Annotated in this window: 25 protein-coding genes; 6 read left to right on the top strand and 19 right to left on the bottom strand. The window is 70.0% G+C overall.

Features of this window, described 5'->3' with window-relative positions:
* Positions 1-148 precede the first annotated feature (148 nt).
* From truB to rimP, 7 genes are all read right to left on the bottom strand, one after another.
* Positions 149-1057: a tRNA pseudouridine(55) synthase TruB gene (truB, locus tag AC5DRG_RS38150; RefSeq protein WP_491804291.1), complete on the bottom strand. Its 909-nt coding sequence runs from the start codon at positions 1055-1057 to the stop codon at positions 149-151.
* The gene (gene rbfA, locus AC5DRG_RS38145; protein WP_491804289.1) at positions 1054-1506 is read right to left on the bottom strand and encodes a 30S ribosome-binding factor RbfA; all 453 of its coding nucleotides are present in this window, start codon (positions 1504-1506) and stop codon (positions 1054-1056) included. Before rbfA ends, truB begins: the two co-directional genes overlap by 4 nt.
* 38 nt (positions 1507-1544) lie before the next feature.
* Positions 1545-1838 (bottom strand): DUF503 domain-containing protein, encoded by a 294-nt coding sequence (locus AC5DRG_RS38140; RefSeq protein WP_491804288.1) that lies wholly within the window; start codon positions 1836-1838, stop codon positions 1545-1547.
* Positions 1839-2052: 214 nt separating this feature from the next.
* Entirely contained in the window at positions 2053-5232 is a 3180-nt protein-coding gene (gene infB / locus AC5DRG_RS38135; protein ID WP_491804286.1) for a translation initiation factor IF-2, read from the bottom strand.
* Positions 5233-5379: 147 nt separating this feature from the next.
* The gene (locus AC5DRG_RS38130; protein WP_266961235.1) at positions 5380-5658 is read right to left on the bottom strand and encodes a YlxR family protein; all 279 of its coding nucleotides are present in this window, start codon (positions 5656-5658) and stop codon (positions 5380-5382) included.
* A 108-nt stretch (positions 5659-5766) separates the two neighbouring features.
* A complete protein-coding gene (nusA, locus tag AC5DRG_RS38125; protein WP_491804284.1) occupies positions 5767-6759 on the bottom strand; it encodes a transcription termination factor NusA in 993 nt (330 codons plus the stop codon).
* 2 nt (positions 6760-6761) lie between these two features.
* A complete protein-coding gene (gene rimP, locus AC5DRG_RS38120; protein WP_491804283.1) occupies positions 6762-7268 on the bottom strand; it encodes a ribosome maturation factor RimP in 507 nt (168 codons plus the stop codon).
* A 195-nt stretch (positions 7269-7463) separates the two neighbouring features.
* On the opposite strand from rimP, the gene AC5DRG_RS38115 reads away from it, so the two are divergent.
* Genes AC5DRG_RS38115 through AC5DRG_RS38105 form a run of 3 tightly spaced genes read left to right on the top strand, consistent with a single transcriptional unit; the run spans position 7464 to position 9464 of the window.
* Positions 7464-8015 (top strand): hypothetical protein, encoded by a 552-nt coding sequence (locus AC5DRG_RS38115; RefSeq protein ID WP_491804282.1) that lies wholly within the window; start codon positions 7464-7466, stop codon positions 8013-8015.
* Between the two features lie 3 nt (positions 8016-8018).
* On the top strand, positions 8019-8528 hold the full coding sequence (locus AC5DRG_RS38110; RefSeq protein ID WP_491804281.1) for a ferritin-like domain-containing protein: 510 nt from the start codon (positions 8019-8021) through the stop codon (positions 8526-8528).
* 45 nt (positions 8529-8573) lie between these two features.
* Positions 8574-9464, top strand: a complete 891-nt coding sequence (locus AC5DRG_RS38105; protein WP_491804280.1) for an aminoglycoside phosphotransferase family protein — start codon at positions 8574-8576, stop codon at positions 9462-9464.
* A 74-nt stretch (positions 9465-9538) separates the two neighbouring features.
* On the opposite strand, the gene AC5DRG_RS38100 is transcribed toward AC5DRG_RS38105, so the two are convergent.
* The 8 genes from AC5DRG_RS38100 to AC5DRG_RS38065 all read right to left on the bottom strand — a co-directional run bounded on the left by AC5DRG_RS38100 (position 9539) and on the right by AC5DRG_RS38065 (position 16309).
* The gene (locus AC5DRG_RS38100) at positions 9539-9739 is read right to left on the bottom strand and encodes a ferredoxin (RefSeq protein WP_491804278.1); all 201 of its coding nucleotides are present in this window, start codon (positions 9737-9739) and stop codon (positions 9539-9541) included.
* Between the two features lies 1 nt (position 9740).
* The gene (locus AC5DRG_RS38095; protein ID WP_491804276.1) at positions 9741-10958 is read right to left on the bottom strand and encodes an NADH-ubiquinone oxidoreductase-F iron-sulfur binding region domain-containing protein; all 1218 of its coding nucleotides are present in this window, start codon (positions 10956-10958) and stop codon (positions 9741-9743) included.
* The gene (locus tag AC5DRG_RS38090) at positions 10955-11536 is read right to left on the bottom strand and encodes a ferric reductase-like transmembrane domain-containing protein (protein WP_491804275.1); all 582 of its coding nucleotides are present in this window, start codon (positions 11534-11536) and stop codon (positions 10955-10957) included. The genes AC5DRG_RS38095 and AC5DRG_RS38090 overlap by 4 nt, the downstream gene beginning before the upstream one ends.
* Complete coding sequence (locus tag AC5DRG_RS38085) at positions 11533-12552, bottom strand: FAD:protein FMN transferase (RefSeq protein ID WP_491804273.1); 1020 nt, start codon at positions 12550-12552, stop codon at positions 11533-11535. Before AC5DRG_RS38085 ends, AC5DRG_RS38090 begins: the two co-directional genes overlap by 4 nt.
* Positions 12549-12905 (bottom strand): hypothetical protein, encoded by a 357-nt coding sequence (locus tag AC5DRG_RS38080; RefSeq protein ID WP_491804272.1) that lies wholly within the window; start codon positions 12903-12905, stop codon positions 12549-12551. Before AC5DRG_RS38080 ends, AC5DRG_RS38085 begins: the two co-directional genes overlap by 4 nt.
* A gap of 110 nt (positions 12906-13015) precedes the next feature.
* The gene (locus AC5DRG_RS38075; RefSeq protein ID WP_491804271.1) at positions 13016-14710 is read right to left on the bottom strand and encodes a proline--tRNA ligase; all 1695 of its coding nucleotides are present in this window, start codon (positions 14708-14710) and stop codon (positions 13016-13018) included.
* A 71-nt stretch (positions 14711-14781) separates the two neighbouring features.
* On the bottom strand, positions 14782-15348 hold the full coding sequence (locus AC5DRG_RS38070; protein ID WP_491804269.1) for a GNAT family N-acetyltransferase: 567 nt from the start codon (positions 15346-15348) through the stop codon (positions 14782-14784).
* 112 nt (positions 15349-15460) lie between these two features.
* Positions 15461-16309 (bottom strand): GNAT family N-acetyltransferase, encoded by an 849-nt coding sequence (locus AC5DRG_RS38065; RefSeq protein ID WP_491804268.1) that lies wholly within the window; start codon positions 16307-16309, stop codon positions 15461-15463.
* A gap of 388 nt (positions 16310-16697) precedes the next feature.
* Here AC5DRG_RS38065 and AC5DRG_RS38060 point away from each other — a divergent pair, with 388 nt between their 5' ends.
* Positions 16698-17201: a GNAT family N-acetyltransferase gene (locus AC5DRG_RS38060; protein WP_491804267.1), complete on the top strand. Its 504-nt coding sequence runs from the start codon at positions 16698-16700 to the stop codon at positions 17199-17201.
* Positions 17202-17216: 15 nt separating this feature from the next.
* Here AC5DRG_RS38060 and ispG read toward each other — a convergent pair whose 3' ends face one another.
* The 3 genes from ispG to dxr all read right to left on the bottom strand — a co-directional run bounded on the left by ispG (position 17217) and on the right by dxr (position 21142).
* Entirely contained in the window at positions 17217-18374 is a 1158-nt protein-coding gene (ispG, locus tag AC5DRG_RS38055) for a flavodoxin-dependent (E)-4-hydroxy-3-methylbut-2-enyl-diphosphate synthase (protein WP_491804266.1), read from the bottom strand.
* A 201-nt stretch (positions 18375-18575) separates the two neighbouring features.
* On the bottom strand, positions 18576-19868 hold the full coding sequence (locus tag AC5DRG_RS38050; RefSeq protein WP_491813268.1) for a M50 family metallopeptidase: 1293 nt from the start codon (positions 19866-19868) through the stop codon (positions 18576-18578).
* Between the two features lie 8 nt (positions 19869-19876).
* Positions 19877-21142, bottom strand: a complete 1266-nt coding sequence (dxr, locus tag AC5DRG_RS38045; RefSeq protein WP_491804265.1) for a 1-deoxy-D-xylulose-5-phosphate reductoisomerase — start codon at positions 21140-21142, stop codon at positions 19877-19879.
* A 189-nt stretch (positions 21143-21331) separates the two neighbouring features.
* Here dxr and AC5DRG_RS38040 point away from each other — a divergent pair, with 189 nt between their 5' ends.
* Positions 21332-21781 carry a lamin tail domain-containing protein gene (locus tag AC5DRG_RS38040; protein ID WP_491804263.1) on the top strand — a complete coding sequence of 150 codons (450 nt, stop codon included), beginning with the start codon at positions 21332-21334 and terminating at the stop codon, positions 21779-21781.
* A 6-nt stretch (positions 21782-21787) separates the two neighbouring features.
* Here AC5DRG_RS38040 and AC5DRG_RS38035 read toward each other — a convergent pair whose 3' ends face one another.
* On the bottom strand, positions 21788-23728 hold the full coding sequence (locus tag AC5DRG_RS38035) for an acyl-CoA dehydrogenase family protein (protein WP_491804261.1): 1941 nt from the start codon (positions 23726-23728) through the stop codon (positions 21788-21790).
* Positions 23729-24051: 323 nt separating this feature from the next.
* Here AC5DRG_RS38035 and AC5DRG_RS38030 point away from each other — a divergent pair, with 323 nt between their 5' ends.
* Entirely contained in the window at positions 24052-25620 is a 1569-nt protein-coding gene (locus AC5DRG_RS38030) for a sugar transferase (RefSeq protein ID WP_491804259.1), read from the top strand.
* Positions 25621-25741: the final 121 nt, after the last annotated feature.

Genomic DNA, 25741 nt, shown 5'->3' with positions numbered 1-25741 from the left:
CGGGTGAATAGGAGGGGGTCGCTGGATACACCCTAGGGGTGGGGGAACCGAGGGGGGACCGTGGAGCGGCGGCCATCGAAGTACGACCCCGTGATCGCCGCTCCACGGGCAGGTGGCCGGGAAGAGAAGAGGTCCGTCGGCGGACCCGTCAGCCGCCGAAGACGGCCAGACTCTTCGCCTTGCCCTTGTGCTCCTCGACCAGCGCGACGAAGACGCCCTCGTGGTCGAAGACGGCGACGGTGCCCTTGCCCGCGTATTCGTCGGGCATTTCGAGCCGCACGCCGTTGATGAGCAGCCGCGCCCGCTTGGCGTCCACGTCCCAGCGGGGGAACGCGGCCGAGGCGGCCTCGGCGATCGGCATCACGGTCAGCTCCTGCTGGTGCTGGTCCAGGGTGCGGGCCGAGTCCAGCTTGTACGGTCCGACGCGCGTCCGGCGCAGCGCGGTGAGGTGTCCGCCGACGCCCAGGTCGGCGCCCAGGTCGCGGGCCAGGGCCCGGATGTAGGTGCCGGACGAGCAGACCACCGAGACGACCAGGTCGAGCACGGGGGTGCCGTCCTCGGCTACGGCGTCCCGGACGTCGTAGACCGCGAAGGACGAGATGGTGACCGGCCGGGCGGGGATCTCGAACTCCTCACCCTCCCGCGCCCGCTTGTAGGACCGGACGCCGTCGATCTTGATGGCGCTGACCTTGGACGGCACCTGCATGATGTCGCCGCTCAGCTTGGCGATCCCGGCGTCGACGGCTTCCCGGGTGACCTTCGAGGCGTCGACGGACCTCGTGATCTCGCCCTCGGCGTCGTCGGTCAGGGTCGTCTGCCCGAGGCGGATCGTCCCCAGGTACTCCTTCTCGGTCAGGGCGAGGTGCCCGAGCAGCTTGGTGGCCTTCTCGACGCCGAGGACGAGCACGCCCGTCGCCATGGGGTCGAGGGTGCCGGCGTGCCCGACGCGTCGTGTCCTCGCGATGCCGCGCATCTTGGCGACGACGTCATGCGAGGTGAAGCCCGACGGCTTGTCGACGATGACAAGCCCGTCGGGCGTCCGGTTCTTCTCGGTCATTCGGCGGCGTCGTCCGTCTCGTCGTCCTCGTCGGGCTTCTTGTACGGGTCGGCGCCACCGGCGTAGTCCGCACCCGCGGACACCTGGCGCACCTTCGCGTCGGAGGCGCGCGCCTTGTCGAGGAGGTCCTCGATGTTCTTGGCGGTGTCCGGCAGAGCGTCCGCGACGAAGGCGAGCGTAGGCGTGAACTTCACACCGGCCGCAGCGCCCACGGCGGACCGCAGAACACCCTTGGCGCTCTCCAGCCCGGCGGCAGCGGCGGCCCGCTCCTCGTCATCGCCGTACACCGTGTAGAAGACGGTCGCCTCCCGCAGGTCACCCGTCACCCGGGTGTCCGTGATGGTGACGTGCGAGCCGAGCCGCGGGTCCTTGATCCCACGCTGCAGCTTCTGGGCCACCACCTCTCGGATGAGGTCCGCCAGCCTCTTGGCACGCGCGTTGTCGGCCACTGGTCCGTCTCCCGTTCTTCCTGTTCTACGTCTCTGATCTAGTCGTCGTCGCCATGGAGCCGGCGTCTGACCGACAGCAGCTCCACCTCGGGGCGCCCGGCGACCAGCCGCTCGCACCGGTCCAGCACATCGGTCAGATGCCCCGCGTCGCCGGACACCATCGCGAGACCGATACCGGCCCGGCGATGAAGGTCCATGTGGTCCACCTCGGCCGCGCTCACCGCGTACTTCCGCTGGAGCTCGGCGACGATCGGGCGGACGACGGAGCGCTTCTCCTTCAGCGAACGTATGTCGCCGAGGAGGAGGTCGAAGGACAGAGTCCCCACGTACATGTGTAACCGGTTCACCCGCCGGTACGGGATCGATGGCCCCACCATCTCAACGGGCGGGACATCAAGAACGGTACAGCGTGAGGCCGTGCCGATCGACGGATATTACGCTCCGTAGACCTTGGAGCGAACCGTCACTGGGGCCTGGGGGCAGCCCCCAGACACGCCGCGTTGGCCGACGGAACGAATGTCCCGCCGGCCAACACGAACCGTTGGCTTACGCCCGCGGCTTTTCGCGCATCTCGTACGTCGCGATGACGTCGTCGACCTTGATGTCGTTGAAGTTGCCGAGGTTGATACCGCCCTCGAACCCTTCGCGGATCTCGGTGACGTCGTCCTTGAAGCGACGCAGCCCGGAGATGGTGAGGCTCTCCGCGATGACCTTGCCGTCGCGGATGAGGCGCGCCTTGGTGTTGCGCTTGACCTCGCCCGAGCGGACCAGGACACCGGCGATGTTGCCCAGCTTGGACGACTTGAAGACCTCGCGGATCTCCGCCGTGCCGAGCTCGACCTCCTCGTACTCCGGCTTGAGCATGCCCTTGAGGGCCGCCTCGATCTCCTCGATGGCCTGGTAGATCACCGAGTAGTACCGGACGTCGACGCCCTCGCGCTCCGCCATCTGCGCGGCACGACCGGCCGCGCGGACGTTGAAGCCGATGACGATCGCGTCGGAGCCGGTCGCCAGGTCGATGTCCGACTCGGTGACCGCACCCACGCCGCGGTGCAGGATGCGGATGTCGACCTCTTCGCCGACGTCGAGCTGGAGCAGCGAGGACTCGAGAGCCTCCACCGAACCGGACGCGTCGCCCTTGATGATGAGGTTGAGTTCCTGCACCAGACCGGCCTTGAGGGCCTCGTCCAGGTTCTCCAGGGAGAACCGGACACCCCGGCGGGCGAAGTTGGCGTTGCGCTCGCGCGCCGCCCGCTTCTCGGCGATCTGACGCGCCGTGCGGTCCTCGTCGACGACAAGGAAGTTGTCGCCGGCGCCCGGGACGTTAGTGAGACCGAGGACGAGGACCGGGGTCGAGGGACCCGCCTCTTCCACGTTCTCGCCGCGGTCGTCGAGCATCGCGCGGACACGGCCGTACGCGTCGCCGACCACCATGGTGTCGCCGACCCGCAGGGTGCCGCGCTGGACCAGGACGGTCGCGACGGCGCCGCGGCCACGGTCCAGGTGGGACTCGATCGCGATGCCCTGCGCGTCCTGCTCCGGGTTGGCCCGCAGGTCGAGCGAGGCGTCCGCGGTGAGGACCACGGCCTCCAGCAGGGAGTCGATGTGCAGACCCTGCTTGGCGGAGATGTCGACGAACATGGTGTCGCCGCCGTACTCCTCGGCCACCAGACCGAATTCGGTCAGCTGACCACGCACCTTGACCGGGTCGGCGCCCTCGACGTCGATCTTGTTGACCGCGACCACGATCGGCACACCGGCCGCCTTGGCGTGGTTCAGCGCCTCGATCGTCTGGGGCATCACACCGTCGTTGGCCGCCACCACGAGGATCGCGATGTCGGTCGACTTGGCACCACGGGCACGCATGGCGGTGAACGCCTCGTGACCCGGGGTGTCGATGAAGGTGATCCTGCGCTCTTCGTCGTTGACCTGAGTCGTGACCTGGTACGCACCGATGTGCTGCGTGATACCGCCGGCCTCGCCCGCGACGACGTTCGTCTTGCGGATGGTGTCGAGAAGGCGGGTCTTACCGTGGTCGACGTGACCCATGACGGTCACGACCGGCGGACGCGCGACGAGGAACTCCTCGCCACCCTCGTCCTCGCCGAACTCGATGTCGAAGGACTCGAGCAGCTCGCGGTCCTCCTCCTCGGGGCTGACGATCTCCAGGACGAAGTTCATCTCGTCCGCGAGGAGCTTCAGCGTCTCGTCGGAGACGGACTGCGTGGCAGTGACCATCTCGCCGAGGTTCATCATCACGCCGACGAGCGACGCCGGGTTGGCGCCGATCTTCTCGGCGAAGTCGGTGAGCGAGGCACCGCGCGACAGACGGACGGACTGTCCGTTGCCGCGAGGCAGCATGACGCCGCCGACCGACGGGGCCTGCATGGCCTCGTACTCCTGGCGCCTCTGCCGCTTCGACTTGCGACCACGACGCGCGGGACCGCCGGGACGACCGAAGGCGCCCTGTGTGCCACCACGGCCACCGGGACCACCGGGACGACCGCCGAAGCCGGGACGGCCACCGCCGCCACCGGCCGGAGCACCCGGACGGCCGGCGAAACCGCCACCGCCGCCACCGGGACCCGCGGGACGACCGGCGAAACCGCCACCGCCGCCACCACCGGGACGACCGGCGAAGCCGCCGCCGCCACCGGGACGACCGCCGCCACCACCGGGACCGCCGGGACGACCGCCGCCGCCACCGGGACCACGGCCACCGGGGCCGCCACCGGGACGGGGGCTACCGCCCGCAGCAGGACGCTGCGGCATCATGCCGGGGTTCGGACGGTTGCCGCCGGGGCCGCCACCGGGACGCGGAGCGCCACCGGGACCACCCTGCGGACGAGGCATGCCGCCCGGGGTCGGACGGGCACCGCCCGGACCGCCCTGCGGACGCGGAGCGCCGCCGGGACCGCCCTGGGGACGAGGACCACGGTCCTGACCCGCGCCCTGGGGACGCGGAGCGCCGCCGGGGGCACCACCGGGGCCACCGGGACGCGGGGCGCCGCCCGGACGGGGCGTCTGCGGACGCGCCATACCGGTGGAGCCACCAGAGGTGAACGGGTTGTTGCCCGGACGGGGACCCGACGGGCGGGCACCACCCGGACGCGGGGCCTGGCCGCCGGGACGCGGAGCGCCCTGACGGTCGCCGCCACGCTCGGGACGGTCACCACGACCCTGGCCGCCGCCCTGGCCGGGACCGGCCGGACGGGCACCGGGACGCGGAGCCTGGCCCGCCGGACGCGGGGCGCCCGGACGAGGAGCGGAGGAACCGGTGGAAGCCGGTGCGGCGGGAGCCGCGGAGGCCGCGGGAGCCGCCGGGGGTGCCGTGAACTCGGGCACGGCCGGAGCCGGGGACACCGGGGCGGGCCGCGGTGCGGGCTTCGGGCCCGGGGTGGGACGGGGGCCGGTAGCAGCCGGAGCGGCGGCAGCCGCGGGCTTCTCGGCGGCCGGCTTCGGGGCCGGCGGGCGCGGGGCAGCCGGACGGGCGGCCTGCGCGGGGGACGGGGCTGCCGGACGCGCCGGGGCAGCCTTGCGTGCGGAAGCGGGCTTGCCGCCTCCGTTGCCCTGCTGGAGGGCGTCCGTCAACTTACGGACAACGGGCGCTTCGATGGTCGAAGACGCCGAACGGACGAATTCACCGAGTTCCTGGAGCTTGGCCATGACGACCTTGCTCTCAACCCCGAACTCCTTGGCGAGTTCGTATACCCGGACCTTAGCCACTTCGCTCCTTTTAGGTCCGGGTTGTGTCCGGACCGTCGCTACTTCATGGGCGTACTCATCGCGTGCTCATCGAGTGCTCATCGCAATCTCGACCTACTTCCAACTCGCGGAATACCGGGCCGCACGGGGGTTCCGTACGACTCGCTCTTACGGTGTTGCCTGCTCGACGTAGAGGCGCAACGCCTTGGTGTCGAGCGCTCCCGGGGCGCGCAGCGCCCGCGTGAACGCCCGGCGGCGTACCGCCAGGTCGAGACAGACCAGGGCGGGATGCACATACGCACCCCGGCCGGGCAGCGTACCGCGATGATCAGGGACGCATTCGCCCTCGACCGCCACGATGCGCAGCAAGTCCTTCTTGGCCGCTCGCTCCCGGCACCCCACACAGGTGCGCTCAGGGCATGCTCGGGCTCGCGTCCGGCCAGACACTCTTAAGTCTACCTCCCCGCACCGACCTCACCCCTTTGGGGCAAGAATCGAACGGCTGTTGTCGTGATCTAAGCCACGTGCGGCTTGGATCTATTCCTCACGTGGACGTCAGTCCTGTTCGGACGGCTGCTCGATGTCCGGACGGATGTCGATCCGCCAGCCGGTGAGCCGGGCCGCAAGCCGGGCATTCTGCCCTTCCTTGCCGATGGCCAGCGACAGCTGGTAGTCGGGGACCGTCACGCGCGCGGAGCGGGCCGCGAAGTCGACGACCTCGACCTTGGAGACCCGCGCCGGGGACAGCGCGTTCGCCACCATCTCGGCCGGGTCGTCCGACCAGTCGACGATGTCGATCTTCTCGCCGTTCAGTTCGCCCATGACGTTGCGCACCCGGCCGCCCATGGGGCCGATGCAGGCGCCCTTGGCGTTCAGCCCGGAGCGCGTCGAGCGGACCGCGATCTTCGTCCGGTGACCGGCCTCGCGCGCGATGGCGGCGATCTCGACCGAACCGTCGGCGATCTCGGGCACCTCAAGCGCGAAGAGCTTCTTCACCAGATTGGGATGCGTGCGCGAGAGGGTCACGGACGGACCGCGAACGCCCTTCGCCACCCGGACGACGTACGACCGAAGCCGCAGCCCGTGCGGATACGTCTCGCCCGGGACCTGCTCCTGCACCGGCAGGATGGCCTCCAGCTTGCCGATGTCGACCAGCACGTTCTTGGGGTCGCGGCCCTGCTGGACCACGCCGGTGACGATGTCGCCCTCCCGGCCGGCGTACTCGCCGAGCGTCGCGTCGTCCTCGGCGTCGCGCAGCCGCTGCAGGATGACCTGCTTGGCGGTGGTGGCGGCGATACGGCCGAAGTCGCCCGGGGTGTCGTCGAACTCGCGCGCCTCCTGCCCCTCCTCCAGGTCCTCGGGGTCCTCCTTCGCCCACACCGTCACGTGGCCGGTCTCCCGGTTGAGCTCCACGCGCGCGTGGCGGCGGCTTCCCTCGGTGCGGTGGTAGGCGATGAGGAGGGCCGACTCGATCGCCTCGACCAGCAGGCTGAAGGAGATCTCCTTCTCCCGTACCAAGCCCCGCAGGGCACTCATGTCGATGTCCACGGCTACGCCTCCTCTACGTTCTCTTCGTTCTTGTTCTTGCGGTTGAACTCGACCTGGACGCGCGCCTTGGCGATGTCCCCGAAGGCGAGCCGTCTGGCGGTGGGCTTGCGCCCCTTCACGCCGGGCACTTCGAGGTCGATCCCGTCGTCGTCCACTTCGAGGATCCGGGCGACCAGCTCGCCGCCCTCGCCCAGCTGGAACTTCACCAGGCGGTCGATCGAGCGCACGTAGTGGCGGTGTTCCGTGAGCTCGCGCTCGGCACCGGGGGTTCCGACCTCAAGGGTGTACTCGCCCGCGCCCATCGCGTCCGTCTCGTCGAGCTTCGCCGAGAGCGCGCGGCTCACATCGGCGACCTGGTCCAGGTCGGCACCGGTGTCGGAATCGACGACGACACGCAGCACCCGCTTACGTCCAACCGAGTCCACTTCGACCTCTTCGAGATCGAGTCCCTGGGAGCTGACGAGCGGTTCCAGCAGTTCCCGCAGCCTCTCGCTCTGGGTGGTGCTCATCCGGGTGACTCCTCGGCCGCGTGTGCTGTTGTGGTTTGGTCGCGTGTCTGGTCAAAGGGTATCCGGTCCCGGGGTGTGTTGCCGTCCACCCGCTGATGGGCGGTGCCGGTGACCGGTCTCGGACAGATGCGCGGGTACCGTGATCACGGGCTTGCCGCCCTCCCTCTTTCGTACGAGCTCCCGAGGACGTCTGCCGTGCCGTTCCCCCCGCCGCCGCGCACCCCCTCGGGGCCGCGCAGAAGGAGCCTGCTCGCCGCCGCCTCGACGGCCGCGCTGCTCGCCGGCTGTTCCAGCCGGTCCGAGGAGTCCGGCAGCACGGGCGGCAGTCCGTCCGCCGCCGACCGGGCACGCGCGCGTGCGGCCCGCGACAGCCAGGGGCTGACCGAGCGGTACGACACGGTGCTCGCCGTGTTCCCGGCGCTGGCGGCGCGGCTGGGGCCGCTGCGGGCGGAGGTCGTACGGCATGTGGAGGCGTTCGGGGGGAGTGAGAAGGCGTCGCCGTCCGCTTCGCCGTCCGCTTCGCCTTCCGCCTCGTCATCTGCTTCGTCGTCCGCTTCGGCCTCTCCCTCCGCCTCCTTTCCGGCGAGCGAAAGGGACGCGCTCGCCGAGCTCGCCACCGCCGAGCGGGCGCTCGCGGACCGGCGGGCGAAGGCTCTCCTTGAGGTGCCCGGCGAGCTGGCCAGGGTACTGGCCTCGGTGGCGGCCGCCGGGGCGGCGCACGCGTATCTGCTGACGGAGGGTGGCTGACAGATGAGCGAGGCGAAGAAGACCGGGAGCCCCGAGAGCACGGCGAGCGCGGAACTGGTCGCGCTGCAGGCCGCGCTGGGGGCCGAGCACGCCGCCGTGTACGGCTACGGGGTCGTCGGCGGGCTGATCCGCGAGGGGCGCCGGGTCGAGGCACGGGCCGCGTACGACGCTCACCGGGCCCGGCGGGACGCGCTGGCGCGGGAGGTGCGGGACCTGGGCGGTACGCCGGTCGCCGCGACCGCCGGGTACGCGCTGCCCTTCCCGGTGCCGGACTCGGCCGCCGCGGTGCGGCTCGCCGCCGAGTTGGAGGAACGTGTCGCCGGGGTCTACTCCGACCTGGTGCGGGCGACGGACGGCGACCGGCGCGGCACCGCCGCCGAGGCGCTGCGCGAGGCCGCGGTGCGGGCGGTGCGCTGGCGCGGCGAGAGCGTAGCCTTCCCTGGTCTTGCCGAGCGGGCCGCCACCGCGTCCGCGTCGGCCTCGGCAACAGCGACGGCGACGCCCACGGCGTAATCCGCACCGGCTCGCAGAAGCTCGCAGGAAGGGAACGACTCGCGCATGGCTTTCGAACCGCCGCAGCGTCTGGTGAGGGCGCTCGGTGAGACGCCACCGAACGGTGACGACTGGTTGGAGAAGCTGCCCGAGGCGGCCCAACAGGTCGTTGATCTACGCGGGTTGACCGTGGAGCGGGTGCAGGTGCCCGGTGGGCGCAGCAGCCTCGTCGTGCTGGTGCGGCGTTCTGATGGGACGCCGGCCGTGCTGAAACTGGCCCCGCGTCGGGCCCGGCCGGAGAGTGAGCGAGCCGCGCTGGCGCACTGGGGTGGGCGGGGTGCCGTACAGCTGCTGGAGCCGTTCACCAGTGACGGTGTGCTGTTGCTTGAGCGGCTGCACCCTGATGTGTCCGTGCGGTCGTTGCCTGAGGCGAAGGCGTTGCTGGAGGCGGCGGGGACGTTGCGGCGGCTGTGGGTGGAGCCGCCGAGTGACCATGTCTTCGAGACCGTGGCCGAGCGGACGGGGCGGCAGGCCGAGGTTATGCGGGGTGCGTCTTCGGAGGTGGCGGGGCTGGTGAGCGCGGCTCTCTCGGCGCGTGAGGAGCTTTTGGCTGCGCCGCCTGAGTTGCGGTTGCTGCATGGGACGTTTCGGCAGAGCAAGGTGCTTGCGGGTGAGCGGTCTCCCTGGCTGGCCGTCGGGCCTGATCCGGTGGTTGGGGAGTGTGCGTTCGATCTGGCTCGGCTGGTGCGGGATCGGGTGGAGGATCTGATCGCCTCGTCGTCGGGGGCGTCGATTACTCGGCGGCGGGTGAGGCGGCTTGCTGAGTCGTTGGATGTGGATCAGGAGCGGTTGCGGGGGTGGACGTTGTTCCGGGCCGTGGAGTCCGGGGTGCGGGCACTGCGCGTGGGGCGGCCTCGGGATGCTGAGTTGTTGCTGGAGTTTGCCGGGTGGCTTTGAGGGGCTTGCGGATCATTGCGGAGTGCGGGTGCTTCGTGGCTGGTCGCGCAGTTCCCCGCGCCCCTTCAGGTACGTCACCCAGACCTGAGTTTCAAAGCTAGGGCCGGGCAGTCCGTCGCCGCTCTGCGGGCTCGTTTGATCGTTCTGGTGGGGATCGGGGTGTCGTCCACTATCGGGTAGCCCCACTCGTCCTCCGTGATGCGTTCCGGTAGGAGTTCTGTGCACAGGCCGTGGGCCTCGCAGGATGTCCAGTCGATTTCTATGTGCTGGTCCATGTCAGTTCTCCTCCTCGGGGACGGGCAGCAGGGGTGTTCGGTCGGTTGCTGTGCAGGAGCCTCCTGCGTGGGCTTCCAGTTCGGTCGCGAACGTGGTCAGGGCGCTGCGGACCAAACGGACCGTGCCGTCGGGGTGGTGGCAGGCTCCTCGGCCTTCCACCAGGCCCGCCCAACGGGCCACATCTGTGCGGGTGTTGGCCTGGAGGCCCGGTGTGGCCAGGGTTCGGAAGGCGGCGGCTATGCGAGGGAGGCCGTTGAGGCAGGGGCCGCACTGGCCTGCTGACTGGAGGGCCAAGTAGCGGAGGACGCGGGCGGTTTCGGCCAGGCCGCAGCGGTCGGTGGGGAGGGAGGCCAGGACGCCCGCTCCCAACGTGGCTGTGGTGAGGCGGAGTTGGGCGGCTTCGTGGGCCGGGATCCACGTGCCGTGGTAGCCGCCCAGGAGGACCGCGGACATTCCGTCGAGGGGTAGGAGGCGGGTTAGTGGCATGCCGAACGGGGCTTCCACCACCCGGGGTTCGCGTCCCGGGGTGTGGATTGTGCACAGGGCGCTTCCCGGTTCCGACGGGGTGCCTGCGGCTCGGTACCAGTCGGCGCCGTAGCGGGCGATCAGGGCCAGGTGAGCGAGGGTTTCCACGTTCTGGACGAGGGTCGGGGAGCGGTGCACGCCGCGTTCGCGGACCGGCGGGTTCTGGTACGTGGGGAGGGCGGCACCTCCCGAGAGGTACCGGGCCAGCGCCGAGGACTCCCCCGACAGGAACCGTTTCGGGAGCCGTACGACCGTGACGCGCAGGGGGTCCTTGCGCTGTGCGAGGGCCGATTCGAGATAGGTCGCGCCGTCCTCCACGGCCAGGTACGCCTCCCCCGCGCCGACCGCCCGGGCCGCCAACTGCAGCCCGTCCAGGACGAGATGGGGCGACAGCTGGAGCAGCGTGCGGTCCTTGCGGCTCGCGGGCTCGCCCTCCGCGCCGTTCGCCACGACGACGGGGGCGCGGTTGGTTCGCCGGCCGGCCTCGATCACCGAGACCAGCTTGCGGTACGCCGGGAAGGCGGCTCCGCCGCGGCCCGTGAGGCCGGATTCCGCGACTGTCCGGAGCAGGGCGGCCGGATCGCCGTACGCCAAGGGGCCGTAGCGCTGCTCGTGTGTCGTGAGGTCGGCCGGGGCGCCGCCCGGTGCGAGCAGCCGGGGTGACATGTAGAGGTCCGTCGAGGTGAGGGTCACGGTCGGGCTCCTTCGGCCGCGTGGAGGAGGGCGGCGGGCGTGCGGCGGGCGGCTCGGACGGAGTTCGCCAGCCGGATGCCGCCGGCGGTGAGGACCGCGGCCACGCAGGAAACTGTCAGCCAGGTCATCCAGTCGGTGCCGGTGTCCGTGCCGATGCCGATGCCGTGGATCAGGGCGACGGGCCAGGAGGCGTAGGCCAGCCAGTGCAGCCCGCGCCAGGCGCGGTGGCCTATTCGTTCCCTGAGCAGGCTGGTGATCAGGACCGCGAGCAGCAGGTCGAACGCGACCGTGCCGAGGCCCAGCCACAGGGGCTGGTAGTCGGAGACGAAGGGGACGAGGGCGTCCAGGGCGGTGATGTTGACGTAGCCGTCGACTATCGCGGTGGTGATGTGGAGGGCCAGGAAGGCGGTGGCTGAGAGGGAGAGGGTGCGGTGGAGGGTGACCGTGCCGAAGCGAGGGAGGCCGGGGATCTTCTTGCGCAGGCGTACGGCTATGCCGAGCAGGACGACTGTTGTGAAGAGAATCAGGCAGACGGCACCGGTGGCTCTGTTGGCGTACCAGAGGGTTTCGGAGGTCATGCGGCTGTCCCCCGGCGGGTGGTGCTATCGGCCTTGACGGCCTCGTCCTCAAACGCCGGACGGGCTGAAATTGGCCAACCCGGGGTTGTAAGGACGACCCCCTCTTGCGTCACCAGTCGCGCCGGCAGCCCCAGTCGCGTCAGCCAGCGTTCCGCCCCCGTGCCCTTCACCAGGGCCGCCGTGGTGGCCGCGTTGGCGTCGGCGCAGGTCGCGGCTGCCACGGAGACCGTGCGCCAGGGGGTGAGGACGGGCAGGCCGGTGTGTGGGTCGATGATGTGGTGGAGGCTCTGGGTACCACGGCGCCAGTGGCGGGCCGCCGTGCCCGACGTGGCCAGGCCTCCGGCGCGCAGGCCGATCGTGGCGTACGGGCCCTGCTCGGGTGTCTCCTCGACCGGGCCCGTGACGTCCTGGACGCGGATCTGCCAGCCGCCCGCCGGGGGCTCACCGGCGACGGCCGTGTCGCCGCCCAGGCTCACCAGGATTCCGCAGCCGGCGGTGCGGGCCAGCATGGTCGCGGCCCTGTCGGCGGCCCAGGCCTTGGCGGTGGCGCCGAGGTCCAGGCGGACTCCGTCGGGGACGCTGACCGTGCCCGACTCGCGGTCCAGCTTGATCAGGCGCCAGCCCGGAGCGCGCTTCACCGTCAGCCGTACCGGGCGGTCGTCCTCGCGGACGAGGGTGAAGTCGCGGTCGTAGCCGATCGCCTCCATCGCCGAGCCGACCGTCGGGTCGACCGCTCCGTCCGTCGCCTCGGCTGCGCGCAACGCCACCGCGAGTGCCTCGGCGAGCAGCGGGCTGACCCGGACCGGGCGGCCGTGCGTGCCGTCGAGGGCGGCGAGTTCGGAGTCCGTGCGGAAGCGGCTGCACGCCGCGTCGACCTCGGCGAGGTGTCTGGCCAGCAGCAGGTTGCAGGAGTCCAGGAGGGCCGGGTCGGTGGTGACGAGGCGGACGCTCGTGCCGAGGGCGCGCCACTCGGTGGCGGCCGTCGTCCGCGGGGCGGTGGCGGCTGCGGTGGTCACGACGCCCCCGAGGTGGAGTCGGAGGAGCCGCTGCTGCCGGACGTCAGGCTGTCCGAGGACGACGACTGAAGGTCCGAGGAGGAGGAATCCGAGCTGCTTGAACTGTCCGAGGACGAGCTGCTCGAACTGCTTGAGCCGTCCGACGTCGAGGAGTCGCTCGACGATGACGAAGACGACGTAGAGGACGAGTTGTCCGTGCTGCCCGTCGCCGTCGCTTCGGCGTCCGACTGCATCGTGCCGACCAGGGCGAACACCCCGGCCGCCGCCGCCAGCGTCACCGCTGCCGTCGTCGCGGCTATGCGCCGCGTTCCTCTGCGGACCGCCGCCGCGGCCCCCCGCTCCCTGACTGTCATGGCCGTTCCCCTCCCGAGTGACGCTCTGTCACGTCATACGGTCGGGGAACGGCCTGAGAGAAGTCTGTGAGGCGTCCATACGCCTCTCAAGAAGTCTCTGAGAGGTTTCTTTACGCGGTGAGGCGGGCGATCGCTTCCTCGACGGTGAGTTCCTCGCGCTCTCCCCTTCGGCGGTCCTTGAGCTCCAGGACGCCCTCGGCGGAGCGGCGGCCCGCGACGAGGATCTTCGGTACGCCGATGAGCTCGGAGTCCGTGAACTTCACGCCCGGGGAGACGCCGGCGCGGTCGTCGACCAGGACGCGGACGCCGGCCGCGGCCAGCTTGTCGGAGATGTCGAGGGCCAGTTCCGTCTGGAGGGCCTTGCCCGCGGCGACGACGTGGACGTCGGCGGGGGCGACCTCCTTGGGCCAGACCAGGCCCTGCTCGTCGGCGTGCTGCTCGGCGAGGGCGGCGACGGCGCGGGAGACGCCGATGCCGTAGGAGCCCATGGTCACGCGGACCGGCTTGCCCTGCTGGCCGAGGACGTCGAGCTGGAGGGCGTCGGCGTACTTGCGGCCCAGCTGGAAGATGTGGCCGATCTCGATGGCGCGGTCCAGCTTGAGGCCGGTGCCGCAGGCGGGGCAGGGGTCGCCTTCCTGGACGACCACGGAGTCGACGTACTCGTCGACCTCGAAGTCACGGCCCACGAGGACGTTCTTCGCGTGCACGCCCTCCTTGTTGGCGCCGGTGATCCAGGCGGTGCCGGGGGCGATGCGCGGGTCGGCGAGGTAGCGGACCTTCTCCAGGCCCTGGGGGCCGACGTAGCCGCGGACCAGGTCCTCGCGGCCCACGAAGTCCTCGGCGGTGACGAGTTCGACGGGGGCCGGGGCGAAGTGCGCCTCGACCTTGCCCAGGTCGACCTCGCGGTCGCCGGGGACGCCGATCGCGACGATCTCGCCGTCCACCTTGATGAGGAGGTTCTTGAGGGTCGCGGAGGCGGGCACGCCCAGGTGCGCGGCGAGCGTCTCGATGGTCGGGGTGTCGGGGGTGGGGATCTCTTCGAGGGCGGGCACGGCCGACCCGTCCACCGGCTGGAGCGCGTACGTGATCGCCTCGGTGTTGGCGGCGTAGTCGCAGTTCGGGCAGTCGGCGAAGGTGTCCTCGCCGGCCGCGGCCGGGGCGAGGAACTCCTCCGACTTGGAGCCGCCCATGGCGCCGGCGGTGGCCGCGACGATGCGGTAGTCCAGGCCGAGGCGCGTGAAGATCTTCTGGTACGCCTCGCGGTGCAGGGCGTACGACTTGGCGAGGCCCTCGTCCTCCAGGTCGAAGGAGTAGGAGTCCTTCATCAGGAACTCGCGGCCACGCAGGATGCCGGCGCGGGGGCGGGCCTCGTCGCGGTACTTGGTCTGGATCTGGTAGAGGATCACGGGCAGGTCCTTGTAGGACGTGCACTGGTCCTTGACCAGGAGGGTGAAGATCTCCTCGTGGGTCGGGCCGAGGAGGTAGTCGCCGCCCTTGCGGTCCTTGAGGCGGAACAGTTCGGGGCCGTACTCCTCCCAACGGCCGGTCGCCTCATAGGGTTCCCTCGGCAGCAGGGCGGGGAGCGTGACCTCCTGGCCGCCCATGGCGTCCATCTCCTCGCGGACGATCCGCTCGACGTTGGCCAGCACCTTCTTGCCGAGCGGCAGCCAGGACCACACACCGGCGGCGGTGCGGCGCACGTAGCCGGCGCGCACCAGCAGCTTGTGGCTGAGCACCTCGGCGTCCGCCGGGTCGTCGCGCAGTGTCTTGACCATCAACCGGGACATGCGCTGGACCTGGGCCATGATTGTTTACTCCTGCTGCTCAAGGGTTATGGCAGGAGGTTAGCCGGGCGGCACGGGACGGTGGAAATCCGTTAGCGGTGACGCAGGGGCAAGGGGGCGCCCATCACCGCATACGGCTTGGGGGCGCTGGGGAACAGGACCCTGCGGGCCAGGTCCTCGTAGCCGAGGGAGTGGTAGAGGCCGCGGGCCGGGCTGTCGGTGTCGATCGCGGAGAGGATCGAGCGGGGCTCGGCGGCGGCGTCGGTGACGGTGGTGATCAGGGAGCGGCCGATACCGCGGTTCTGGTAGCGGGGGTGGACGTGCAGCTCCGTGATCACGAATGAGTCGTCCAGCCAGGCGTCGTGGCCCTGGGCGCGGAGGTAGGGCTCCACGACGGTGGACCACCAGTGGGCACGGTCGTTGGGCATGCCGTAGACGAAACCCACGAGGCGATCCGCTGCGGTGGCCCCCAGGGCCGTTGCTCCCGGGTAGGTCATGTGGCGCAGGACGATCTGGCGGCGTACGGCGATCTCGTCGGCGCCCAGTCCGAAAGCCAGGGCTTGGACTGCCAGCGCCTCGTCCACGCGGGCGCTCAGGTCGAGGGGGCCGATCACGACTTCGTCGGGGTGGCGGTGGCCGTGACCGGGGAAGCGCAGCATGTCGGGAGACTACAGGGGGGTGCGCGTTGTTGATTTGGTGCGGGCTGTCTGTGGCTTGTCGCGCCCACGCGGCGGAGCCGCATATCGATACAGCCCCGCGCCCTAGGGGGTTTCAGAACAGGATGCTCATGAACGCGCCGACCTCTTGGAAGCCGACCCTCCTGTACGTCCTTCTCGCCGACGTGTTGAAGTCGTTCACATAGAGGCTTACCACCGGGGCCACGTCGGCCATCGCGTAGCGGAGTACCGCCGCCATTCCGGGGGCCGCGTAGCCCTTGCCCCGGTATTCGGGGGCCACCCAGACGCCCTGGATCTGGCAGGCCCTCGTCGTCGCCGCGCCGATCTCCGCCTTGAAGAGGACCTTGCCGTTGCCGTCGAGGCGGGCGAAGGAGCGGCCGGAGCCGACCAGTTCGGCGACGCGGGCCTGGTAGAGGAGGCCGCCGTCGCCTGCCAGCGGGGAGACGCCGACCTCCTCGGTGAACATCGCCACGCACGCCGGCATGATCGTCTCCATCTCGTCCTTGCGGATGCGGCGGACGTACGGATCCGGGGCGATGTCGACGGGCATGCGGTCGGTGACCATGAGGGGCTGGTGCGAGCGGACCTCGCGGGGCGGGCCCCAGTGCGGTTCGAGGAGGCGCCACAGCAGGGCGGTGGCATCGGCGGGGCCGACGATCGAGGAGCAGCGGCGGCCTGCGCGGCGGGCCCGGTCGGCGAAGGCGCGAACCGCTCTGGGGGTGGCGCAGATCGGGACGAGGTTGGCGCCCGCGTAACAGAGGGACGTCAGCATGCCGTCCTCGTACCAGCCCCACATCTCGCCGCCGAGCCGCCACGGGTCCAACCCCGCGATCTGCACCCGCGATGTCACGAAGGCGTTCGCGACCGGCTCGCGGTCGAGTACGGCGAGCGCGGCGTCCAGGTCGCTCGGTTCGAGGACCCGGGAGGTGGTCTGCGTCAACACGTGCGGGGCCTCACCCTGGGGTCTGCTGATCTCCGCACTGTACCTGCGGAAGCTGAGCCGCGCCGCCCTGTGTAAGGGGGCTGCCTTCTCGTAGGTGGCCGTTGGGCAGCGTGCCGTTCCTGGGGGCTGCCGCCCCCAGACCCCCGCTCCGGCCCTGAACGGGCCTTGTCCTCAAACACCGGACAGGCTGAGTGATGCGGACCGGCGTCGAGAGGTGCGCCCCCAGCGGGTGGGTGGGGGCTCGGGACGGCAGTGGTCGTCCTCAAACACCGGACAGGCTGAGATACCCGGACCGGCACTGAAAGGGAACGCCGCCCGACGCCGAGATACGTTCCCTCCGGCGTTAACCAGGTGCGGGTGAGTGTCGGCAGCGGGGAGACTCACGCGCATGACCCATGTCATCGCCCCTCCACGTCTCGTCTGGCCCACCGTCGCCGTGCGCGATTCCTATCTGACCGGCGAGCGGGCCGACTGTCTCGCGGAGGGGCGGTCCACCGAGTGGCTGGGGCCTGCCGGTGACGACTTCGACGCGTTCGTCGCGGAGCGGCGTGGGCCGCGGATCCGTTGGGGCGTCCCCTCCACCGTGTTCTGGTATGTCTCCGGTGAGCACTACCTCGGCACGCTGGTGGTCCGGCACGAACTGACGCCCGAGTTGGCCGAGGTCGGCGGCCATGTCGGGTATCACGTCGTCACGCCTTGGCGTCGGCAGGGGCATGCGACGCGGATGCTCTCGGCCGGGCTGGAGGAGTGCCGACGGCTGGGGCTCGACCGTGTCCTGTTGACCTGTGGCCAGGAGAATCACGCGTCCCGCCGGGTGATCCAGGCCAACGGCGGCGTCCCCGACGGGCAAGTGCGCGGCGAGGATCGGTTCTGGATCACCCTTGCTGCATGAACGGACGCGGCTTCGTCAGCCCGCGACCGAGACCGACGGCTCGCCTGACGCCACGCCCGCCGCCTCCATCTCCTCGGCGATCTTCAGGGCTTCCTCGATGAGGGTCTCCACGATCTTGGACTCGGGCACCGTCTTGATGACTTCGCCCTTGACGAAGATCTGGCCCTTGCCGTTGCCCGAAGCGACGCCGAGGTCGGCCTCGCGGGCCTCGCCGGGGCCGTTCACCACGCAGCCCATGACGGCTACTCGGAGCGGGACCTCCATGCCGTCCAGGCCTGCGGTGACCTCTTCGGCCAGCTTGTAGACGTCCACCTGGGCGCGGCCACAGGAGGGGCAGGAGACGATTTCCAGGCGGCGTTGGCGGAGGTTCAGGGACTCCAGGATCTGGATGCCCACCTTGATCTCCTCCGCCGGCGGGGCCGACAGGGATACGCGGATCGTGTCGCCGATGCCCTCCGACAGCAGCGCGCCGAAGGCCACCGCCGACTTGATCGTGCCCTGGAACGCCGGGCCCGCCTCCGTCACGCCAAGGTGGAGGGGGTACTCGCACTGGGCCGCGAGCTGGCGGTAGGCGTTGACCATGACCACGGGGTCGTTGTGCTTGACCGAGATCTTGATGTCCCGGAAGTCGTGCTCCTCGAAGAGCGACGCCTCCCACAACGCGGACTCTACGAGCGCCTCCGGCGTCGCCTTGCCGTACTTCTTCAGGAGCCTCGCGTCCAGGGAACCCGCGTTCACGCCGATGCGGATCGGGGTGCCGTGGTCCTTGGCGGCCCGCGCGATCTCCTTGACCTTGTCGTCGAACTGCTTGATGTTGCCGGGGTTGACGCGGACCGCGGCGCAGCCGGCCTCGATCGCGGCGAACACGTACTTCGGCTGGAAGTGGATGTCCGCGATGACCGGGATCTGGGACTTGCGTGCGATGGTCGCCAGGGCGTCCGCGTCGTCCTGCGTGGGGCAGGCCACTCGGACGATCTGGCAGCCCGACGCCGTCAGCTCGGCGATCTGCTGGAGCGTCGCGCCGATGTCCGACGTACGGGTGGTCGTCATGGACTGCACCGACACCGGGGCGTCTCCGCCTACCGCCACGGATCCGACCTGGATCTGTCGGCTCTGCCGGCGTTCGGCGAGCTTGGTCGGAACGGACGGCATGCCGAGAGAAATCGCAGTCATCTGCTGTGCAACCCCAAGTCGTGGATCAAGGCTCCGGTCCCGGAACAACGGGCTCCAGGCTTCGAGATTACGGCACGTGCGCAGGCCGGAGCACTCCCCCACCTCGAACCACTCGGCGGGGGGACCCCCATCGCCCTTAAACCCACTCATGAGTGAGCGGCCTGGCACAGATCGTGCCAGGCCGCCACAAAATCCGGGTGACTAGGAGATTCTCACCGGGTTAACCACGTCCGCGATCAGGACCAGGATGGTGAAGCCGATGAAGATCGTGGCCACCACATAGGCCACCGGCATCAGCTTCGCCACGTCGAACGGGCCCGGGTCCGGGCGGCGGAGCACCTTCGCCAGGTTGCGGCGCAGCGACTCCCACAGGGCGCCCGCGATGTGTCCGCCGTCCAGGGGCAGTAGCGGGAGCATGTTGAAGAGGAAGAGCGACAGGTTGAAGCCTGCTACCAGCATCAGTGCCATCGCCAGTTGCTGGGTGGGCGGGATGTCCAGGGTGAAGATCTCGCCGCCTACTCGGGCCGCGCCCACCACGCCCATCGGGGAGTCCGATTCGCGCTCGGCGCCGTCGAACGCGGCGTTCCACAGGGCGGGGATCTTGCTCGGGAGGTTCGCGATCGAGTCGACGGCCTCGCCCATGCGGTCGCCCATCCAGGTCAGGGAGTCACCGAAGTCCTGGCGGACGATGCCGGTGGCCGCACTGAAGCCGAGGAAGCCCGCGGTGACGTACTCGCCCTGGACGATCTGACCGCTGGAGTCCTTCTTGGCGACCTTGTTCGTGGCGATGGTCGCCTCAAGGGTCTTCTGCTCGCCGTCCCGGTCCACGACTATCGGGACCGTCTTGCCGGGGTTGGCGCGGATGAGGTCGGAGAGGGTGTTCCAGTTTTCCGTCGCGACCCCGTTGAAGGAGACGATCTTGTCGCCCGCCTTCAGGCCCGCAGCCGCGGCCGGGGAGGCCGGGTCGGAGTCCTTGCACTTGTCGCGGTTCTCGGTCTGCGAGATGACGCACTGGGAGACGGAGCTGACGCTGGTGGTCTGCTGCGAGATGCCGAAGCCCATCAGGACGATGAGGAACAGCGCCACCGCCAGGATCAGGTTCATGAACGGGCCGGCGAACATGACGATGACGCGCTTCCACGGCTTGCGGGTGTAGAAGAGGCGGTTCTCGTCACCCGGGCGCAGTTCCTCGAAGGCCGCCGAGCGGGCGTCCTCGACCATGCCGCGCCAGGGCGAGGTGGAGCGGGCCTCCAGGCGGCCGTCGGGGCCGGGCGGGAACATGCCGATCATGCGGATGTAGCCGCCGAACGGGATGGCCTTCACGCCGTACTCCGTGTCGCCTTTCTGGCGCGACCAGATGGTCGGGCCGAAGCCGACCATGTACTGCGGCACCCGGATCCCGAAGAGCTTGGCCGTGGACAGATGCCCCAGCTCGTGCCAGGCGATCGAGACCAGCAGGCCCACCGCGAACACGACTATGCCGAGGATCATCATCAGGGACGTCATGCACGAGCCTCCGCGGTCGCTGTCGTCTGCGCTGTCAGTTCCCTCGCCCGGGCCCGGGCCCAGGTTTCCGCTTCGAGGACGTCCGGCACGGTGAGCGAGGTTCCCGTGCGCGGGGTGCCGTGCTCCTCTACCACCCGCGTGACCGTCTCCATGATCCCGTTGAACGGCAGCATGCCCTGACGGAACGCCTCCACGCACTCCTCGTTGGCCGCATTGAACACCGCCGGAGCGGTGCCCGCGAGCTGCCCCACGTGCCGGGCCAGGTTCACCGACGGGAACGCGTCATTGTCGAGCGGGAAGAACTCCCACGTCGAGGCCTCGCTCCAGTCGAAGGCGGGCGCCGCGTCCGGGACGCGCTCCGGCCAGCCGATGCCGATGGCGATCGGCCCCCGCATGTCGGGGGGCGTCGCCTGGGCGAGCGTGGATCCGTCCGTGAATTCAACCATCGAGTGGACATACGACTGCGGGTGCACGACGACCTCAATGCGGTCGAAGGGAATGTCGTACAGCAAGTGTGCCTCGATGACCTCCAGGCCCTTGTTGACCAAGGTCGCGGAGTTGATCGTGATCACCGGGCCCATGGCCCAGGTGGGGTGCGCGAGTGCCTCCTCGACCGTCACCTGCGCCAGCTGCGCCTTCGTACGGCCACGGAAGGGGCCGCCGGAGGCGGTGACGACGAGCTTGCGTACGTCCGCGCGCGTGCCGGCCGCCAGCGCCTGGAACAGGGCCGCATGCTCGGAGTCGACCGGGATGATCTGGCCCGGCTTGGCGAGCGCCTTGACCAGCGGGCCGCCGACGATGAGCGACTCCTTGTTGGCGAGCGCGAGGGTGCGGCCCGCCTCCAGGGCGGCGAGGGTCGGGGCCAGGCCGATGGAGCCGGTGATGCCGTTCAGGACCGTGTGGCAGTCCGAGGCAGCCAGTTGGGTGGCCGCGTCCGGGCCCGCGAGGATCTCGGGGAGCGGCTCGCCCGCTCCGTACTGTGCGGCGAGCGCCTCGCGCAGCGCCGGTACGGCGTCCTCGCGGGCCACCGCTACGGTCCGCGCCCGGAGCCGGTGCGCCTGCTCGGCGAGGAGTCCAACCCGTCCGCCCGCGGCGGAGAGTCCGGTGACCCGGAAGCGGTCCGGGTTGCGCAGCACGAGGTCGATGGCCTGGGTGCCGATCGACCCGGTGGAGCCGAGGATCACGACGTCCCGCGGACCGTCCGGTGCTACGGGGTCGTAGACGAGGTGCGGGTCGGCGAGAGGGGCTGGGCTGTCGGTCATCCCTCCATTGTTGCCGTAACAGCTGTCGGCGAGGACAGTGCGTCCCTCGTGCGGGTGCCTTATCTGCTCTCGCCACCGAATGAAGTGAAATCCCCCTTTGTGAAGTCGGCGTGAAGATCGTGTGATAACACTTCAATCCTGGTCGGTGGACGACCGGCCACTGGTCGACATCCTTGGGGGGATTCCACTATGCGAATACGCCTTGCCATGCCCGCGCTCGCCGGTGCGGCGCTGCTCACCGGCACCCTGCTCAGCACTCCGGCCGAGGCCGCCGGAGGCGTGATCATCTATCGCGTCTGGTTCGACAGCCCGGGCTCGGACACCGGCTCCAACACGAGCCTCAACGCCGAGTGGGTGCAGATCAAGAACACCAGGACGACGGCGGTCTCGCTCAAGAACTGGGTGCTCAAAGACGCCTCGAACCACAAGTACGTCTTCCTCAACGTCAAGATCGGCGCGGGCAAGACGATGAAGATCCGCACAGGCACGGGCTCGGACACCGCGACGAACAAGTACCAGGACCGTGGCTGGTACGTGTGGAACAACACCAGCGACACGGCGACGCTGACCAGAGCCAGCGGCACCAAGGCCGACTCCTGTTCCTGGACGACGCGGGATCCGAGCTCCAAGTACTGCTGACCGGTTCTACCTGATCGGGCGGTGCACGTTCTCCCGTGTGCTGGGGCCGGGGGTCGCGTCCGCGATCCACGGTCCCTCGCCCGACAGGTCCACGATCCCGTCCTCCAGCCATGTGTAGGCGCCGCCCAGAACGCCCTTGACGACCTTGCGGTCGACGTCGTCCGTGTTGGACCACAGGCGGCCGAAGAGTTCCTCGACGCGGACGCGGGCCTGGCGGCAGAAGGCGTCGGCCAGTTGGTAGGCCTCGCGGCCGTTCTCGCCTGTGCCGCGCAGGAGTTCGGCGCGTACGCAGGCCGCGCTCATCGCGAACAGCTCCGCGCCGATGTCGACGATCCGGCCCAGGAAGCCCTGCTTGGTCTCCATGCGGCCCTGCCAGCGGGACATGGCGTAGAACGTGGAGCGGGCCAGCTTGCGGGCGTTCCGTTCGACGTAGCGGAGGTGGGGTGACAGGTCTACGCCGTTGTCGAACTCGGCGTAGGCACGCGGGAGTTGTCCCGGGCCCGCGACCAGTTTCGGGAGCCACTTGGCGTAGAAGACACCCGCGCTCGCGCCCGCCTTCGCCTTGTCCGTAAGGGACTTGTCGGGGTCGATCAGGTCGCCGGCGACCGACAGGTGGGCGTCCACCGCCTCTCGGGCGATCAGCAGGTGCATGATCTCCGTCGAGCCTTCGAAGATGCGGTTGATACGGAGGTCGCGCAGGACCTGTTCCGCCGGGACCGCGCGTTCACCTCGGGCAGCCAGCGACTCCGCCGTCTCGAAGCCCCGGCCGCCGCGGATCTGGACCAGTTCGTCGGCCATCAGGCATGCCATCTCGGAGCCGTAGAGCTTGGCGAGGGCGGCTTCGATGCGGATGTCGTTGCGGTCCTCGTCGGCCATCTGGGAGGAGAGGTCCAGTACGGCTTCCAGGGCGAAGGTCGTCGCGGCGATGAAGCTGATCTTCGCGCCGACCGCCTCGTGGAGCGCCACCGGCTTGCCCCACTGCTCGCGCACGCCCGACCACTCGCGGGCGATCTTCAGGCACCACTTGCCGGCGCCCACGCACATCGCCGGCAGCGACAGCCGGCCGGTGTTCAGCGTGGTCAGGGCGATCTTGAGGCCCGCGCCCTCGGGGCCGATGCGGTTCGCGGCGGGGACGCGGACCTGGTGGAAGCGGGTGACGCCGTTCTCCAGGCCGCGCAGGCCCATGAAGGCGTTGCGGTTCTCGACCGTGACGCCCTCGGAGGCGGCCTCGACGACGAAGGCGGTGATGCCGCCCTTGCCGCTCTCGGACTTGGGCACGCGTGCCATGACGACGAGGAGGTCGGCGACGACGCCGTTCGTCGTCCACAGCTTGACCCCGTCGAGGATGTAGTCGTCCCCGTCCGGGACGGCGCTCGTGGCCAGACGGGCGGGGTCCGAGCCGACGTCCGGCTCGGTCAACAGGAACGCCGAGATGTCCGTGCTGGCGAGGCGGGGCAGGAACCTGTCCTTTTGCTCCTGCGTACCGAAAAGTTTCAGGGGCTGCGGTACGCCGATCGACTGATGGGCGGAGAGCAGGGCGCCCAGCGCCGGGTTCGCGGAGCCGACCAGGGCGAGGGCCTTGTTGTAGTAGACCTGCGTCAGCCCGAGGCCGCCGTACTTGGTGTCGATCTTCATGCCGAGGGCGCCGAGTTCCTTGAGGCCGCTGATGACCTCGTCGGGGATCTGGGCGTCGCGCTCGATGCGGGCCGCGTCGATCTTCGTCTCGCAGAAGTCGTGCAGCCTGGCGAGGAACTCCTCGCCGCGCCGGGCGTCCTCGTCGGCCGGGAGGGGGTGGGGGTGGATGAGGTCGAGCCGGAAGCGGCCGAGGAACAGCTCCTTGGCGAAGCTGGGCTTGCGCCAGTCCTGCTCCCGGGCCGCCTCCGCCACCTGGCGTGCCTCACGTTCGGTGACGGTGGGGCGTGTAGGTGGGGTGGTTGGTGCGGACATGAGGCTCACCTCGCCGCGATCGGGGATCTTGGGGGCCTTACGTTACTGATCGGTGCTACTGGATCGTATGTACCCGATACCGGGCGAGCCCACCACCCCTGGCGCGCGGTTCACTGCCCGACCCCCGACTGTTTCCGCCTGGTTTCCATGGGCATCACGTGGTCGTGACGTGAAGGCCCGTCATCAACACCTTCACCGGATTTCTGTGAATTCTTCGAAAACGGCAGCCAACGAACGTACTTGTGTCCTAACGTTCTCGATCACTTGCTCGCATCTGAATTTGGGGAGCCCTGGGGGGCGGATGCGGCGCTGAGCGTTGACGTATGGCTGGGGGGCACATGCGGGATGTCGACGTGTCCGAGTCCGCCGGGGAACCGGGGGCGCAGGAGACCGAGGACGCACAGGAGGCGCAGGAGACCTCCGGGGAGATCGGGGCCGCGAGACGGAAGCCTGTACGTGCCAGACCCAAGGTGCGGACAGGCGACGGGAAGGCCCGCTGGTACCGGCCGCTCGCGGTCGTGACCGATGCCTGCGGGATCGGGGTTCCGCTCGCGGCGGCGCTGGAGGCGGAAGGGCAGAACGTTCCGGTCGTCGGCGGGCTGGTGGGCGCCGGGGTGTGGGCGGCCATCCGGGCCTTACGGCGGCGGTACGCGGACCAGCGGCTCGGGGAGTCGTGGGGCGTGCTGGCCGCGGTGCGGGACTGGGTGCTCTTGGCCGGGGTCCTGGCGCTGGCGCTGATCCTCTCCGATGTGGACGACGGACCCCAACCGACCCTCGCCCTGGCCTCGTTGACGCCGGGGCTCGCCATGGCGGCGACGGTGGGGCCGATGACCCGGCTGCATCTCAACAGGCAGCGGCGTGAGGCCCGTTCGGTGCGTAGGGCGCTGGTGGTGGGTGAACCGGCGGCAGTTGACCAGGTGGTGGGGCGGCTGGCCTCCCGTACGGATCACGCGTATGTGGTGGTGGGAGTGGTGCCGATCGGTTTCCAGGCCCTGGGGTGCGGCATGCCGGTCGACGAGCGGCTGGGGGCCTTCCCCTCGGACCACACCCAGGACAGCGAGGTCGTGCTGCGGGCCGTGGAGGCCTTCGGGGCGGACGTCGCGCTGGTGGTGCCGGGGCTGCGGATGACCGGCGACCGGCTGCGACAGGTGTCGTGGGCGCTGCACGGGGCCGGGCTGCAACTCGCCGTGGTGCCGGGGCTGACCGAGGTCATGGAAGGGCGCGTGCGGCCCACCTCCGCCGCCGGGTTGACGATGCTTCAGGTCGCGCCGCCTGCACAGGAGTTCGGGCAGCCGTGGCTGAAGTCGCTGCTCGACCGGGCGGGGGCCGCGATCGGACTCGCCCTGCTGGCACCGGTGTTCGGGGTGCTGGCGCTGTCGGTGCGCTGCACTTCGCCGGGGCCGGTCTTTCATCGGCAGACCCGGTGCGGGCTGGGCGGGGAGCCGTTCACCATGTGGAAGTTCCGCACGATGGTCGTCGACGCGGAGGCCCGGCGGGACGAGCTTGATCGGGCGGGGGCCAACCAGCACGACGGGCACATGTTCAAGATGCGGCGCGATCCTCGGGTTACGCGGCTCGGGGCCATGTTGCGGCGGCTGTCCCTGGACGAGTTGCCGCAGCTCTTCAACGTGCTTCGTGGTGACATGTCCCTGATAGGGCCGCGGCCGCCGTTGCCGGATGAGGTGGCTCGTTACAGCCGTACCGAGCACCGGCGGCTTGCCGTCAAGCCGGGGATGACCGGGTTGTGGCAGGTCAGTGGGCGTTCCGATCTGTCGTGGGACGAGACCGTGGCGCTGGATCTGTGGTACGTGGACAACTGGTCTGTCGGCGCCGATGTGGAGATCATGACCCGTACCCTGCGCGCCGTCGTCGACGGGCGCGGGGCGTATTGAGGGCGGCCAGGTGAGGTTGTTGCTTGGCTGCGGGTTCGTTGTGGCTGGTCGCGCCCCGCGGCGGAGCCGCATATCGACACGGCCCCGCGCCCCTGAGGGGCGCGGCCGAACCGTTTCTCGT

The organism is Streptomyces sp. JLBG701, assembly GCF_058544905.1.
Note: the sequence above shows the minus strand (reverse complement) of the source record. Positions and strands in the feature narration are given on the sequence as shown.